Annotated in this window: 15 protein-coding genes; 4 read left to right on the forward strand and 11 right to left on the reverse strand. The window is 67.4% G+C overall.

Translation table 11 applies throughout. From position 1 onward, the window contains the following. The first annotated feature begins 73 nt into the window (after nucleotides 1-73). A complete protein-coding gene (locus ACLD0W_RS05485; RefSeq protein ID WP_410306472.1) occupies nucleotides 74-691 on the forward strand; it encodes a hypothetical protein in 618 nt (205 codons plus the stop codon). 85 nt (nucleotides 692-776) lie between these two features. Here the strand turns inward: ACLD0W_RS05485 and ACLD0W_RS05490 are convergent, their stop codons facing one another. From ACLD0W_RS05490 to znuC, 10 genes are all read right to left on the reverse strand, one after another. After that, nucleotides 777-1,103, reverse strand: coding sequence for a hypothetical protein (locus ACLD0W_RS05490; RefSeq protein WP_410306473.1), 327 nt, complete (start codon nucleotides 1,101-1,103; stop codon nucleotides 777-779). Between the two features lie 58 nt (nucleotides 1,104-1,161). Next, a complete protein-coding gene (locus ACLD0W_RS05495; protein WP_410306474.1) occupies nucleotides 1,162-2,460 on the reverse strand; it encodes an MATE family efflux transporter in 1,299 nt (432 codons plus the stop codon). A gap of 13 nt (nucleotides 2,461-2,473) precedes the next feature. After that, a complete protein-coding gene (locus ACLD0W_RS05500) occupies nucleotides 2,474-3,223 on the reverse strand; it encodes a GntR family transcriptional regulator (RefSeq protein WP_410306475.1) in 750 nt (249 codons plus the stop codon). 114 nt (nucleotides 3,224-3,337) lie between these two features. After that, the gene (locus tag ACLD0W_RS05505) at nucleotides 3,338-4,609 is read right to left on the reverse strand and encodes a TRAP transporter large permease (RefSeq protein ID WP_410306476.1); all 1,272 of its coding nucleotides are present in this window, start codon (nucleotides 4,607-4,609) and stop codon (nucleotides 3,338-3,340) included. Beyond that, nucleotides 4,609-5,172, reverse strand: a complete 564-nt coding sequence (locus tag ACLD0W_RS05510) for a TRAP transporter small permease (protein ID WP_410306477.1) — start codon at nucleotides 5,170-5,172, stop codon at nucleotides 4,609-4,611. Before ACLD0W_RS05510 ends, ACLD0W_RS05505 begins: the two co-directional genes overlap by 1 nt. 9 nt (nucleotides 5,173-5,181) lie before the next feature. Further along, a complete protein-coding gene (locus ACLD0W_RS05515) occupies nucleotides 5,182-6,204 on the reverse strand; it encodes a TRAP transporter substrate-binding protein (RefSeq protein ID WP_410306478.1) in 1,023 nt (340 codons plus the stop codon). A gap of 284 nt (nucleotides 6,205-6,488) precedes the next feature. Next, nucleotides 6,489-7,355, reverse strand: a complete 867-nt coding sequence (locus tag ACLD0W_RS05520; RefSeq protein ID WP_410306479.1) for a polysaccharide deacetylase family protein — start codon at nucleotides 7,353-7,355, stop codon at nucleotides 6,489-6,491. 1 nt (nucleotide 7,356) lies between these two features. Then, on the reverse strand, nucleotides 7,357-8,070 hold the full coding sequence (locus ACLD0W_RS05525) for a fumarylacetoacetate hydrolase family protein (protein WP_410306480.1): 714 nt from the start codon (nucleotides 8,068-8,070) through the stop codon (nucleotides 7,357-7,359). Nucleotides 8,071-8,283: 213 nt separating this feature from the next. Further along, nucleotides 8,284-9,069, reverse strand: coding sequence for a zinc ABC transporter permease subunit ZnuB (gene znuB / locus ACLD0W_RS05530; RefSeq protein WP_410306809.1), 786 nt, complete (start codon nucleotides 9,067-9,069; stop codon nucleotides 8,284-8,286). Further along, entirely contained in the window at nucleotides 9,062-9,844 is a 783-nt protein-coding gene (gene znuC, locus ACLD0W_RS05535; protein ID WP_410306481.1) for a zinc ABC transporter ATP-binding protein ZnuC, read from the reverse strand. The genes znuB and znuC overlap by 8 nt, the downstream gene beginning before the upstream one ends. Before the next feature lie 116 nt (nucleotides 9,845-9,960). Between znuC and ACLD0W_RS05540 the strand changes: the two genes are divergently transcribed. Both ACLD0W_RS05540 and ACLD0W_RS05545 read left to right on the forward strand, forming a co-directional pair. Then, nucleotides 9,961-10,830, forward strand: a complete 870-nt coding sequence (locus ACLD0W_RS05540) for a metal ABC transporter solute-binding protein, Zn/Mn family (protein WP_410306482.1) — start codon at nucleotides 9,961-9,963, stop codon at nucleotides 10,828-10,830. A 93-nt stretch (nucleotides 10,831-10,923) separates the two neighbouring features. Beyond that, nucleotides 10,924-12,054, forward strand: coding sequence for a cellulase-like family protein (locus ACLD0W_RS05545; RefSeq protein ID WP_410306483.1), 1,131 nt, complete (start codon nucleotides 10,924-10,926; stop codon nucleotides 12,052-12,054). 4 nt (nucleotides 12,055-12,058) lie between these two features. Here ACLD0W_RS05545 and ACLD0W_RS05550 read toward each other — a convergent pair whose 3' ends face one another. Further along, nucleotides 12,059-12,991, reverse strand: a complete 933-nt coding sequence (locus tag ACLD0W_RS05550; RefSeq protein WP_410306484.1) for a homoserine kinase — start codon at nucleotides 12,989-12,991, stop codon at nucleotides 12,059-12,061. Nucleotides 12,992-13,097: 106 nt separating this feature from the next. Here ACLD0W_RS05550 and ACLD0W_RS05555 point away from each other — a divergent pair, with 106 nt between their 5' ends. Then, nucleotides 13,098-14,144 carry an alpha/beta hydrolase gene (locus ACLD0W_RS05555; protein WP_410306485.1) on the forward strand — a complete coding sequence of 349 codons (1,047 nt, stop codon included), beginning with the start codon at nucleotides 13,098-13,100 and terminating at the stop codon, nucleotides 14,142-14,144. The last annotated feature ends 123 nt before the right edge of the window (nucleotides 14,145-14,267 follow it).

Consider the following 14,267-nt stretch of genomic DNA (forward strand, 5'->3'; position numbering starts at 1 on the left):
GTCGGTTGCGTCACCGGCCGGGCCGGTTAGCATGGGGATACGGATTTTCCCCCGCCAACCGAAAGGATGCCCCATGACCGCGCCGCGACGCACCGTTTCGATACTTTTCTCCCTGGCCCTCGCTCTCGCCCTGGCCGGCTGCGCCACCCCCACCGAGGTGGTGTCCGGCTGGAACACGCCGGACGCCGCGCAGCCGCGCTTCGAAAGCCTGTTCGTGATCGCCCTGATCAACGATGACCAGGACCGGGTGGCGGTGGAGAACGCCCTGGGCGAGGCCCTGCGCGACCGGGTGCGCCATGTGTACCTGGCCCACCGCCGGTTGGAAGGCGCCGCCGACGGCGACGACCTGCGCCGGCGCGTGGAAAAGGCGGTGGACCGCAGCGGCGCCGACGGCGTGCTGGCAGTGTCCTTCCTGAAGGCCGAAGTGCGCGCCGACTATGTGCCGCCCCGCCTCAATCAGGGCTACGGCCCGTCCCTGGGCGCCGGCTACGACACCGTCTATTCCCCCGGCTACTACGTGGAAAACCGCGACTACTACCTGCAAAGCACGCTCTATCAGGTGGGCCGGGACAGCCCGGTGTGGCAGGCCCAGTCCCGGGTGATCAACCCCACCAGCCTGGCCAACGCGGTGCGCGGCTTCGCCGGCGACCTGGCCAAACGGCTGCAGGAAGACGGCGCCCTGAGCCGCTGAGCCGCTGAGCCGCTGAGCCGGCTGGCAGGCGGCAGAGGCGCCCGCCCGCGCCGGTCCATAGCCGGCAAGGTGCCGGGGCAAAGAGCTAGGCGCCGGGGTCGATCGCCATGGGCGTGCCCACTTCCGCTTGCCGGCGCTGCTTGTCATAGGCGCACAGCAGCTGCTGGCGGTCCTGGCCGTTCTCGTGACCGATAAGCCGGGCCAGGCCATAACTTTGTGAGCCGAACGGGTCCACCGTCACCGTCTCCACCTCAAAGCCGCCTTCTTCGGCGGCGGCCCGGCAGCCGCGTTCCACGTCGGCGCGGAAGGTTTGCCAGGCCTGTTCGCTGGAAGCCATGGTGGTGCACGCCGCGCCGGCGGTGATCGCGGCGACCAGGGTAAGCAGGGAGAAACGGGTAAGGGCCTTGTCCATGGGCGACTCCGAAGTCCGTGGTGAGGATCAATGCCCGGTCAGGTTATCACCGTCCCGGTTAGCCGCGAACCCGCCGCCACACCAGCGCCATCAGCACCCCCCGGCTGGCCATCCACACGTTCATGGCCAGCCACAGGCCATGGTTGTCCCAGTCCCGGGTCAGCCACCACACGGGGAAGAACAGCACCGTGGCCAGGATCATGGTGTTGCGCATTTGCGGCGCCAGGGTGGCGCCCACGAACACCCCGTCCAGCCAGAAGCCGGCGCTGGCGGTGAGCGGCAGCAGCAGCATCCAGGGCAGGTAGTGGATGGCGGTGTCACGCACCGCCGGCAGGTCGGTGAGCAGGCGGATCAGCGGCGCGCCGCCCAGCGCGAAGCCGGCCAGCGCCAAAAGCGCCACCACCAGGGTCCAGCGGCCGGTGGCGCGCACCGCCGCGTCCAGCTGCCGGCGGTCGTGGCGCCCGGTGGCGTCGCCCACCAGCGCCTCGGCGGCGTTGGCGAAGCCGTCCAGGGTATTGCTGAGCAGCAGCAGGAAGGTAATCAGCACCGCGTTGGCGGCCAGCACCGTGTCGCCCAGCCGGGCGCCCTGGGCGGTGAAGAAGAAAAACACGCTGAGCAGGGCCAGGCTGCGCAGAAAGATGTCCCGGTTCACCGCCAGCAGCCGCAGCATCGGCGCCACCTGGCGCAGGGCGCCGGCCGGCAGGGCCCGCCAGGCGTCGCCGAAAATCTCCCGGCGCAGCCAGAACAGCCCGCCGGCCAGCCCCAGGTACTCGGCCAGGGCGCTGGCGGTGGCCACGCCGCGCACGTCGAAATGCCACACCTGCACCAGCAGAAAATCCAGCAGCGCGTTGCTGGCGTGCATCAGCACCGTCATTTTCAGCGGCACGCTGGTGCGGTGCAGGCCGATGGCGAAGCCGATCAGCGCGAAATTGCCCAGCGCCGCCGGCGCCCCCAGCACGCGGATGGCGATGTAGTCCCGCGCCAGATCCTGGACCTCAGCGCTGCCCCCCAGCAGCCACAGCCCGGCCTCGCGCAGCGCCGGCTGCAGCAGAATCAGCAGCCCGCCCAGCACCGTGGACAGCAGCAATGCCCGCAGTACCACCACCAGGGTGGCCTCGCCGGCCCCCCGCGCCTGGGCGGTGAACCCGGTGGTGCCCATGCGCAGAAAGTTGAACGAGAAATACAGGAACATGAAGAAGTTGGCGCCCAGCGCCACCGCCGCCAGATAGACCGGCGAATCCAAATGCCCCACCACGGCGGTGTCCACCAGGCCCAGCAGGGGCGCGGTGATATTGGACAACAGCAGCGGCCAGGCCAGGGCCCAGATGCGGCGGTTCAGGGTGGGGTGGGTGTGCACGGGCAAAGCCCGGTCAGAGCGGGCGGCCGTCGCGCGGCGGCTGGTCCTTGGCGGCCAGGGCCCGGACGATGCCTTTCCGCACGCCGATCACGTGATCGAACATGCGCTCCTCCGCTTCCTTGGGACGGCGGGCCAGAATCGCCTCATAGATCAGGCGGTGCTCCTGGCCGCGTTTGCGCACGTCCTCCAAGGTGAAGGCCATCACGTTGCGGGTCAGGGTCTGGGGAATGCGGTGGCACAGGGCGATCACATCGGACACCAGCCGCGACCCGGCGGCGGACTGAATGACGGTGTGAAAAAGCTCGTTGGAGCGGCTGTAGAGGTGGCGGGCCTGCTCGATGTCGGTGCATTGCAGGGCCTCCTCGGTGAGCTGGAGCGACTCATCCAGTTCCACCTCCTGGTGGGCGGAGAGACCGCGCTCGGCGGCCAGGCGAGCCGAAAACGCCTCCGCCAGCGCGCGCATCTCGAAGGCGTCCAGCACCTCGGACAGGTCGAACTCGCGCACAAAATAGCCGCGATTGCGGATATAGGTGATCAGGCCCTCACCGGCCAGCACATGCAAGGCCGCCCGGATGGGAGTGCGCGATACCGCCAGGCGTTGCGCCAGCTGGCCCTCGTTGATGCGCGATCCGGCGGCGATGTCGCCATCCAGAATGGCATTGCGAATGGTTTCAATCACATGATCGTTGGGGAGCTCGCCCATGCCGGACCGGCGGTCACGCCGCGCGGGTACTGAGGGGAGATTGTTCGGCTCCTTGGTCATGCGGTTGCTCTCCATGGTGGTCGGGACGGCGCCGGTGGCGGGGCCGTCCCTTTGCGCCGGGCGAATGATAATGGAAGCACGGCCAAGATTCGATCACCGGGCCTGCCCCTTCGCTCACCCCAAATGCGCGGGCAGCCACAAAATCAGGCCGGGGCTGAGGTTGATGATCAGCAGCGTGACCAGAGCCAGCAGGATGAACGGCAAGGCGCTTTTCACCACTTCCATATAACTCACGTTGAAGGTCACCATGCCAACAAAAATATTGATGCCAAAGGGGGGCGTGATCATGCCGATGGCGATGGTCATGGTGACCACCGCGCCCAGATGCACCGGGTCCATGCCCAACTGCATGGCCGCCGGATAGACGATCGGGGTGAGCACGATCACCGTGGAGTTGGGGTCGATGAACATGCCGGTGACCAGGAACACCAGATTGAGATAGAGCATCACCTCGAAGGGCGACCGGCCGGCCAGCAGATCGGCCACCAGCCCCGGAATATTCTCCAGCGTCAGGTAGTAGCTGAGCGCCGCGCCGGCGGTCAGCAGAATCATGATGCCGGCGATAATGCCGGCGGACCCGGTGGAGACGTTCAGCAGGCTTTTCAGGTCCAGGTTCCGGTATACCACGCACTCCACGAAGATGGCGTACACGCAGGCGCTGGCGGCGGCCTCGGTGGGGGTGAACACGCCGGAATAAATGCCGCCGAAGATAATCAGCGGCAACCCCAGCGCCCAGCCGGAACGTCGCAAGGCCTCCAGGCGTTGCCCCCAGCTTTGCCGTTCGGCGCCGCGCAGCCCCTTGAAGCGGGCGTAGCCGTACGCGTACAGCGACATCACCAGGATAAAGATCAGGCCGGCGGCCAGCCCCGCCAGAAACACATCGCCCACCGAACTCATGGATTGCAGCGAATAAAGAATCATGGCGATGCCCGGGGGGATCAGCATCGACAAGGTCGACGCGCAAAGCAGCAGACCCACCGAGAAGCCCGGGCTGTAGCCCTGGCGAATCAGCAGCGGATAAACGATCGGGCCGATGCTGACGATGGCGGCCTGGCCGATGCCGGAGAGCGCGCCGAACAGACCGCAGCTGACGATGGTGGCGATGGCCACCCCGCCGGTAAGGTGGCCAAGGCAGCTTTCCACCAGCGCCACCAGCCGTTTGCCAATCTGCCCGTTGGAGATAATCGAGGCCGCGTAGATGAACAGGGGCACCGCCAGCAGACTGAACTTGTTGATGCCCTGAACCATTTTCTGAACCAGGGTAAAAGCCGGCAGGCCCGGGCCGAACAGATCGAAGGTGAGCAGGGTGGGCGCCAGAATGGCGACGAAAACCGGTACGCCCACGGCCAGCAATACGGCGGCGCCGATCAGAAGTACGAACGGCATCAGAGCGTTCCCTCATTGTTGTCGTTTTCCCGCTCCGGGGCGTGTTCGTCGCCGGCCAGCGCGCGCAGCGTGGCGCACGCGAAGGCCAGCGTGATCAGGCCGCAACCCACCGGTACCGGCAGGTAAAAATGAGCGGTTTTGATGGGCAGCAGCTGGTCCATCTGGCCGGACTGAAAGCGCAGCACCGTATAGGTGTAGCCGAGCCAGGCGAGATAGCCGGTGGTGACCATGGAGAGCGTGCCCGACACGGCCATCAGCGCGCCGTACCAGCGCGCCGGCACCAGCCGGGGCACCATGTCGACGACGATGTGACTGCCCGAGCGGGCGGTCAGATAGCTGCCGACGAAGGTCAGCCAGATCACCAGCAGGCGGGCCAGCGAAGAGCCGCCTTCATAGGAGAAGCCCAAGGTCCGGCCCAGGGCGTTGAAGAACAGAATCGCCGCCACCAGCAACAAGGCCAGGGCCATGGCCACGCCCAGCACCCGATCAATCAGGGTGAGTGGCGTGTCCAGGGCTTGGGCGGCAATGCCAAAGGCGCGGCGGGTTCGGACCAGAGCACTCATGGCGCGCCTTTACAGGTTGGAGAAGGTGTCTTCGAAAGCGTCGACGATGGCCTTGCCCCGATCGCCGTTCTGTTGGATATAGAATTGCTTGACGCCGGGCAGCACCTGATCGCGCATGGCCGCGAAATTCTCGTCGCTGACCTCCACCACTTCAGTGCCGGATTCACGAATCGCCGGCAGGGCCTTCTCGTCGATCATCTTGTAGACCAGCTCGGCGGTCAGGTCGCCACCGTCGGCCACCGCTTCGCGCACCGCGGTCTGGCAACCCTCGTCCAGCTTGTCCCACCACAGCTTGGACACCATGATCACCTGGTCCAGCGTGCCGTGGTTGCTGAGGGTCAGGTAATCCTGAACCTCCTGAAACCGCATCAGATAGTTGGTGACCACCGGATTTTCCTGGGTGTCGATGGCACCGTTCTGCAGGGCCACATAGGTTTCGGAGAACGGCATGGCCACCGGTTGCATGCCCAGCAGTTTGTCCTGTTCACGAATGATGGCGGAGGGCATCACCCGGGCCTTGAGCCCCTTGTAGGCCGCCACCGTGTCCAGGGGCTTGTTGGCGGTCCAGGATTTGTAACCGGTGTGCCATACCGACAGGGACACCACGCCTTTCTCCTCGGTGGTGTCGAGCAGCGCGCGCATGGCATCGCTTTCGATCACGGTCTTCAGGTCGTTGTAATCCGTGGGCCAGAAGTACGGGAAGTCCATGATGCCGATCAGTGGCTGAAAGCCGACCAGGAACGAGCCGGGCAGAATCGCCACCTCGAGCGCCCCGGTTTGCAGATTCTCGATCAGATCCGTGGTGCCACCCAATTGGGAGTTGGGGAACACCCGGGCATCGATATTGCAACGGTCATCGCTGCTGACTTCCTTGGCCATCAAGGTGGCACCCTGGCCGCGCGGCGCCTCGCCGGGCACCAGGTGGGCGATCTTCATCGGCGTGGCCGCCTGAGCGGTACCGGACAGGCAGGCCCAGACGGGCAGAGTGGCGAGCAGGATGCGGGCGGTGCGAAGCAAACAATCGCGATTCACGGGTTATCCCCCTTTTGCGTGCATTGACTGTATTACATTCATTTCAGAAAAACGTAAATTGTATACGTTTTGGTGGTGTTTCAAGTAATAGCAGCGACAGGATGGCCTGTAAAGTTTTATTGAATACAGTTTGAGGCCAAGTAGCACGCCTCGTATCCGCTTGCGTTATTGTGGTGCCGGATTGCATCCCATGGCCGATTTCTGCCCCGTTGCGGGGCGCGAAAACCCCAAAAAAAAGCCCTTCCAGAGGAAGGGCTTGTTCAGGGGACTCAGCGGACCAGACCTCAGCGTTGCTGCTGGTACCAGTCGAAAATCTCCTCGCCGGTCATAAAGCACACGTCCTCGCGAGCAGCGATGTGCTCCAGCGCCTTGCGGAAGTAGGGTGCTCGGTGCGGCGCGCCCATGATGTACGGGTGCACCACCAGTGCCATCACACGGGCGCCGTCCTCGGCGTCTTCGTAGATCTGTTCGAACTGGTCGATGGCCCGCTGGGCATACTCCGACGCCGGGTGGTGCTGGATCAGCATCATCGCCACGTCGTTGCATTCCTGGGTGTACGGTACGTTGACGATGGGGGCGGTGCGGGTCTTCAACACCACCGGCTGGTCGTCGAGCACCCAGTCGCACACGTAGTCGTAGCCTTCTTCCACCAGCAGATCCGGTGTCTCCCAGGTTTCGGTCAGGCCGGGGCCGAGCCAGCCCCGTGGCCGCTTGCCGGTGAAATCCTCGATGGCCCGGGTGGTTTTACGAATGTCCTCGTGTTCGTTCTCCACCTTCTGCATGTTGCGCTGGGTGTACCCATGGCCCATGAATTCCCAGTCGCGATCCAGCGCCGCCTGGCTGATCGGCGCGTAGCTGCCCACGGCGGTGCCGTTGATGGCCAGTACGGCACGGATCGACAGCCGGTCCAGGGTCTTGAGAAGGCGCCAGAAACCCACCCGGTTGCCGTATTCGTGCCACGCCCAGTTGGGAATGTCCGGCGAGGGCGCGCCGCCGGCGGGCGGCGTCAGCACGGTGCGCGGCATCGGTGAGTTGATGTCCCACTCCTCGATGTTGACGATCACCCAGACCGCCATTCGTTTGCCATCGGGCAGCGACAGGCGCGGACGGTCGGTGATGGCGGAATACTCGATGCGTTGTTTCGGCTCCATGTCAGGCTCCTTGGCTGAGAGGCGGGTCGATGCGTACGCGCAGATCATCGAGACCGTCTATGCGCGCCACCAGTTGATCGCCCGGGGACACCGCGGCGACGCCGGCCGGCGTGCCGGTGAAGATCAGATCGCCGGGTTTCAGTTCGTACTGCGTGGACAAGTTGGCGATGATTTCATCCACGTTCCAGATCATCAGCTCCAGTTCACCGGTCTGGCGCGGCGTACCGTTCACCTCCACGGAAATGGCCCCGGAAAGCACGTGGCCTTCGGCGGCCGGGCGCAGGGTACCGCAGGGGGCGGAGTGGTCGAACGACTTGCCCATTTCCCAGGGGCGCCGCATATCCCGCGCCTCGAACTGGCGATCGCGACGGGTCATGTCCAGGCCGACGGCGTAGCCGAACACCTGCTCAAGCGCCTGCTCCCGGCTCAGATCGCGGCCGCCCCCGCCGATCGCCACCACCAGTTCCACCTCGTGCTGAAAGTCGTCGGTGTCCTGCGGGTAGGGCACGGCGGCACCGTCGGTGACGATGGCGTCGGTGGGCTTCTGGAAGAAAAACGGCGGATCCCGTTCATCGCCTTCTTCCATCTCGCGAATGTGGGCCACGTAGTTGCGGCCGACGCAGTAGATGCGGCGCACCGGGAAGCGACGTCGGTCGCCGGCTACCGGCAGGGAGGGTTGGGGCAGGGCAAAGAAACTGCCTTCGGATTGAGTCACGTTGGCTCCATTTTTCTGGCACGGGCGGTGCATTAAGGCTGCATCGGGGCTGCATTGGAACTGCATTCCCGGGGAAATCTGATATATAAAATACGATAATGTTTCTAAAACATCAAATCGTATACGATCATGGTTAGAGCCACGGAGCCGCCACCGGCGGGCATGGCCCCGCCGATGGCGTGGAAGACAAGGGAAAGCGGAACGAAGGGGCGGCTAGGACGCGGGCCGGCGCAGCAGCGTCAGGCCGAACAGCAGCGCGGCGGTGACCACGATGGACGGGCCCACCGGGGTGTTGGCGTACCAGCTCAGGGTCAGCCCCAGGGTCACCGCCGCCAGGCCGATCAGGCTGGCGAACAGGGCCATCTGCTCCGGGGTGTGCGCCAGCCGGCGGGCGCCGGCGGCGGGCATCACCAGCAGGGAGGTGATCAGCAGCACGCCCACGGTGCGGATGGCGCCGGTGATCAGCAATGCCAGCAGCAGCATCAGCAGCAGGCGGGTGCGGGTCACCGCCACGCCTTCCACCCGGGCCAGGTCCTCGTTGACGGTGATGCTCAGCAGCGGCCGCCATTGCCAGACCAGCAGCGCCAGAATCAGCACCGCGCCGGCCCACAGCGCCAGCACGTCGGCCCAGCCCACCGCCAGCAGGTCGCCGAACAGGTAGGCGAACAGGTCCACCTGCACGCTGTCCTGCAGGCTCAGGGCGATCACGCCCAGGGCCAGGGTGATGTGGGCGACGATGCCCAGCAGGGTGTCGTCGGCGATCTGCCGCTGGCGCTGCAGGCCCACCAGCACCACCGCCACGGTCAGGCAGGCGGCGCTCACCGCCAGGTACAGATTGACCTGCAGGGCCAGCGCCAGGGCGGCGCCGAGCAGGGCGCTGTTGGCCATGGTGTCGCCGAAGAACGCCATCCGCCGCCACACCACGAAGGCACCCATGGGGCCGGCGACCACCGCCACCGCCAGACCGGCCAGCAGCGCCGGCGCGAGCAGTTCAATCATGGTGGTGGCCTCCCGGGTGATGGCCGTCATGGGCATGGCCGCCGTGCACATCGCCGCTGAGGTCGTGGTCGTGATCGTGCTGGTGGGTGTAGAGCGCCAGGTTGGCCATGCCATGGGTGCCGAACAGGCGCTGGTAGGCCGGGTCGCGGCTGACCGCTTCCGGGGTGCCGGAGCAGCACACGTGGTGATGCAGGCAGACCACTTCATCAGTGCGCGCCATCACCAGATGCAGGTCGTGGGAGATCAGCAGGATGCCGCAGCCGGTTTCGTCGCGGACCTGGCCCAGCAATCCGTAGAGGGCATCCTGGCCGGCCACGTCCACGCCCTGGGCCGGCTCGTCGAGCACCAGCAGGTCGGGCCGGCGCAGCAGCGCCCGGGCCAGCAGCACCCGCTGCATTTCGCCGCCGGACAGCTGGCGCACCGCGCGCCGCCGCAGATGGGCCACCCCGGTGCGCTGCAGGGCGTCGCGGCGGGCGCCGGTGCGGCCCGGCGCCGCCAGCCACAGAAAGCGGTCCACGGTGAGCGGCAGGCTTTCGTCCACGCGCAGATGCTGGGGCATGTAACCCAGGGTCAGGCCCGGCCGGCGCACCACCCGGCCCCGGTCCGGCCGGGCCAGGCCCAGCACCAGCCGGGCCAGGGTGCTTTTGCCGGCGCCGTTGGGTCCGATCAGGGTGGTAATGCGGCCCGGTGCCAGGGTCAGCGACACGTCTTCGAGCACCGCCTGGCCACCCAGGGTGAGGGCGGCGTGGTCCACCGCCACCAGCGCGTCAGTCATAGCAGGAGAAATCCGGTTCGGAGCAAAAGAGTAATGATATACTATATCGTTCGTCCAACGCCCGGGGTAACGCCGCTCCGGGCGTGATTTTTTTGCCTGATAGTCGCGGAGACGCCATGCGCCCGATGATGTTTGCCCTGCTGCTGATGTCCAGCGTGCTGTGGTCCGCCCCGGCCGCCGCCCGGGTGGTGGTGGCCAGCGTGGAGCCGGTGGCCATGACCCTGCGTGCCCTCTATGGCGAGCAGGCCGAGGTGGTCACGCTGCTGGCCCCCAATCAGAGCCCCCACAACCCGATGCTGTCGCCGCGCCAGATGCTCACCCTGCGCCAGGCGGACCTGGTGGTGTGGCTGGGTGCCGAGGCGGAGCCGGCGGTGGCGGACCTGATGGCACGCCGCGATGGGCCGTCGGTGGCGCTGCTGTCGCTGCCCGGCGTGACCCGCCGCGAGGGCGGCCACGAGCATGACCATGACCATAGCCATGAGCACGATCACGCCGGTGCCCTCGATCCCCATCTATGGCTGGACCCGGACAACATGGCGGTGCTGGCCCGGGGTGTGGCGGCCCGCGACGGCGATCACCTGCCGGACGGTGAGCCGGGACGTTTCCTGGAAGCGCTGGACATCGCCCGGCAGGCGGCCGCCCAGCGGCTGGCGCCCCTGGCCGATCGCCCCTGGCTCAGCTACCACAACCCCTGGGGTTATTTTCAACAGCGCCTGGGCCTCAGTGCGCCGGTGACCGTCAGCGCCCAGCTGGGTGCCGGGCCGGGCAGCCGCCGCTTCGTGGTCCTGGCGGAACAGGTGGCCCGGGGGGACGTGACCTGCGCGGTGCTGGAGCCGGAGGCGCAGCGCGGTCTGATCCAGCGGCTGTGCCCGGATTGCCGCGCGGTGGCCCTGGACCCGCTGGGCCGGGACCACCCGGACCTGGACTACCCGGCCTGGCTGGACCAGGTGGTGGCCGCCGGCTTCGAGCGCTGCCTGAGCCCCTGATTGGCCGGTCCACCGACATTATTGTCCCCCGGTCCCATTGAGACATGGGCCGAAACCGTTATCCTGAGTCGTTTATCGGGTTGAGGTGCTTTCATGGGGCAGCGTCAGGGAGAGACCCAGCGACTCGCCATCACCTGTTGGGATTATGCCTGGCCGCTGGGCCGGGACTACGGCGCCGTGCCCGGCGCCGTGGAAGCCCGTCTTGACGAGGCCGTGGCGCGGGGCTTCAACGCCGTGCGCCTGGACCCCTATCCGCATCTGGTGGCCACCCCGGCCAACAGCGTGCACCTGGACCGTTGTGACATTCTCGCCGAGCCGGACCCGCGCCGGGGGCTGCCCGGCGGTGCCCACACCGTGCCCATCCGCAAGGCCCTGCGGCGTTTCCTGGACGCCGCCGCCGAGCGCGACCTGAGCCTCTGGTTCTCCGGCTTTTTCGTCCCCGACAGCCGCGCCCGCCGCTCCTTCGTACGCCGCCCCGGCGACTTCGTCGACGTCTGGGCGGAGACCCTGGATCTGGTGCGCCAGTGGGGCCACCTGGAACGGGTGGTGGCGCTGGATTTCTGCCACCATTTTCCGTTTCCTCCCTGGAGCCACGGGGCCTTGAGGCGGGTGTTCGGCCAGGCGCCCCACCGGCCGCTGCCCGACCGCTGGCGCCCGGAGCAGGAGGCGGAGGTGGAACGCTATCTGCTGGAGGTGCCGCGCGCGCTGCGCGCCCATTTTCCGTCCCTGCGGGTGGGGCTGAGCGCCGCCGCCGGCCACAGCGAATACCTGCGCCAGCTGGACACCAGTGAACTGGATTTTCTCGATTACGGGCTGTGGCTGGACGACGACCCGCGCTTCCGGCTGGCCACCGGCGCCGACCTGCCGGTGCCGGGGCTGCTCGAGCGGCGGCTGGGGCCGCTGCGCGGTGCCCTGCTGAACGCCACCGGCGACCACTGGCGCGGACGCCTGTACGACCTGCTCAATCGGCGGCTGGCGTTTGCCCGGGTGCGGCGGCTGCAGCCGGTGCTCGGGGAGGGCTGGCTGACGCCCGCCGGCGAGCCGGAGGGGTTACCGGCGGGCTGGGCCCGATTCAATGAGGCCCTGGTGGCGCGGGCGGTGGCGGACGGCGTGCAGGCGCTGACGCCCACCAGCCTGGCCAACCCCCATCATCCCTGGCTGTGGGCGGAAAGCGACTGGCTGGCCCACCTCAACCATCTGATTCTCACCGGCCCGGGCCGCTAGCGGTTCATACGTCGTAGCGTTGGCTGAGCGCCTCGAAGCGGTAGCCGAAGATGCGGGAGTACTCGGCGGGATCCTTGCTGCCCTGGCCTTCGGCATCGCCGGACACCGGGCCGATCAGCCGGGACAGCCAGAAACGCAGCGCCGCCACCGCCAGCGCCAGTTCCAGCACCGCCGGCTCGTAGACCCCGTCGGCCTCCCGGTAGCCGGCCAGCAACGCCGCTTCGCGGCGTGGCACCGGGCGCCCTTCGGCGGACACCGCCCAATCGTTAAGCGCCACCGCCAGGTCGTACTCCGGCCGTTCCAGGCAAGCGTTGTAGAAGTCCAGCACCCCGGTCAGCCGGCCGCTGTCGTTGAACAGGGCATTGTCACGGAACAGATCGCCGTGGATCAGCACCTCGCCGGGGGGCACCTTGCGCCAGTGCTGCAGCAGGCGCCGGGCGTGGCGCCGATCGTCATCGCCGAGCCGGCACAGGTGCTCGGCGAAGCCGGCAAGCCGCGCCCGTTCGTCCGGCAGCGTGCGCGCCGGCGCCGACGGCTGCCGGTGCAGGGCGGCGAGCAGGGCGCCGACCTGGCGGCAATGTTCCGAATCGGGCCGAAAGCAATGCTGGCCGGGCAACCGGGGCACCAGCACAGCCGGTTTGCCGGCCACCTTCCGCAGAGAGCGCCCGGCCCGGTCCAGCAGCGGCGCCGGCACCGGCAGGCCGCCCTGTGCCAGCGTGGAGAGCAATGTCAGGTAGGGGGAAAGCGTGGCCTCGGAGAAGCGCTCGAACACCGTCAGTACCACCGCTCGCGGATACTGGTAACGATCCCGCGCCTGAATCAGCCAGGTGCTGTTCTCGATGCCGTGGGGGGCCGCTTGCGCGGACTCCAGACGCAGATCGTACTCGTCCAGCAGCGAGGCCAGCTCGCTGTCGTCGAGGCGGGTATAAACGGACATGCATCCACCCTGAGTGGAAAAAAGGCCGGGGATGACCGGGCCTGAAACTTCCGGCGATGGTATAACCCCGGGGATTCGCTGAACAGGCCGTTTCTCGAGGAATCCCATGTCGCTGCAAGAAAAGATCGAGCGCACGTCGGTGCGCGCCCTGATGGCCCTGCCCGCCGGTGTCGCCGGCCGCCTGGCCGGGCTGCTGGAAAAGGTGGACCGTTCCACCCTGGACCCGAAGCTGCGCCTGTTGCTGGCGCTTTCCGACGGCCGCAAGGGCTTCCATGAACTGCCGCTGCCCCGGGGCCGCTCCCTGTACGGTCAGATGATCCGCATGCTCGACGTGTCCGAGGAAGCGGTGTCCGAGGTGCGCGATATCCGCGTCCCGGTGGAGGGGGATGACATCCTGGTGCGGCTGTACCGCCCCGCCAGACGGGTCGGCCCGGCGCCGGCGGGCGGCGCCCCGGCGATTCTGTTCGCCCATGGCGGTGGCTTCACCATCGGCAGTGCCAGGCAGTACGACCGCCTTTGCCGCCACATCGCCAACCAGACCGGTGCCGTGGTGGTCAACGTGGACTACCGGCTGGCGCCGGAGCACCCCGCGCCCACCGCCGCCGAGGACGTGCTGGCCGCCTGGCGCTGGCTCACCGAACAGGCCGGCGACCTGGGCATCGACCGCGACCGGCTGGCGGTGATGGGCGACAGTGCCGGCGGCAACCTGAGCCTGGTGACCGCCCAGCAGGCGGCGCTGCACGCCCTGCCGGTGCCGAAACTGGTGGTGGCGGTGTACCCGAAAACCGACGGCGCCAACGAAATGCCCTCCGCCACCGTGCTCGGCGGCGGCCAGGGCGGTCTCGACCGGGACATGATCGACTGGTTCCACAACCACTACATGCAGGACGAAAGTCTGGTGGCGGACTTCCGGGTATCGCCGCTGCGCAACCCGGATCTGGCCGGCCACCCGGCCACCCTGCTGATCACCGCCACCGATCCGCTCCGCGACGAGGGCCTGGCCTACGGTGAGCGGCTGCGCGAAGCGGGCGTGCCGGTGACCAACCTGGACTACCCGAAGCTGGTGCACGGCTTTATCACCATGGGCGGGGCCCTGCCCGCCGCGCGGCGGGCGGTGGACGAAATCCTCGCCCACGCCCGCGAGCGGCTTTAACAGCTTCAAACTGCAAGCTACAAGCCACAAGCGGCGGCACGATCGGGGCGCTGGAGGGCGTGTCTTGTAGCTTGTGGCTTGCAGCTTGGTTCGCCCCCTGACCCCGCCCCTTCCTGGCGCTAC

Source organism: Alloalcanivorax sp. C16-1 (genome assembly GCF_046507805.1).
GTDB lineage: Bacteria > Pseudomonadota > Gammaproteobacteria > Pseudomonadales > Alcanivoracaceae > Alloalcanivorax.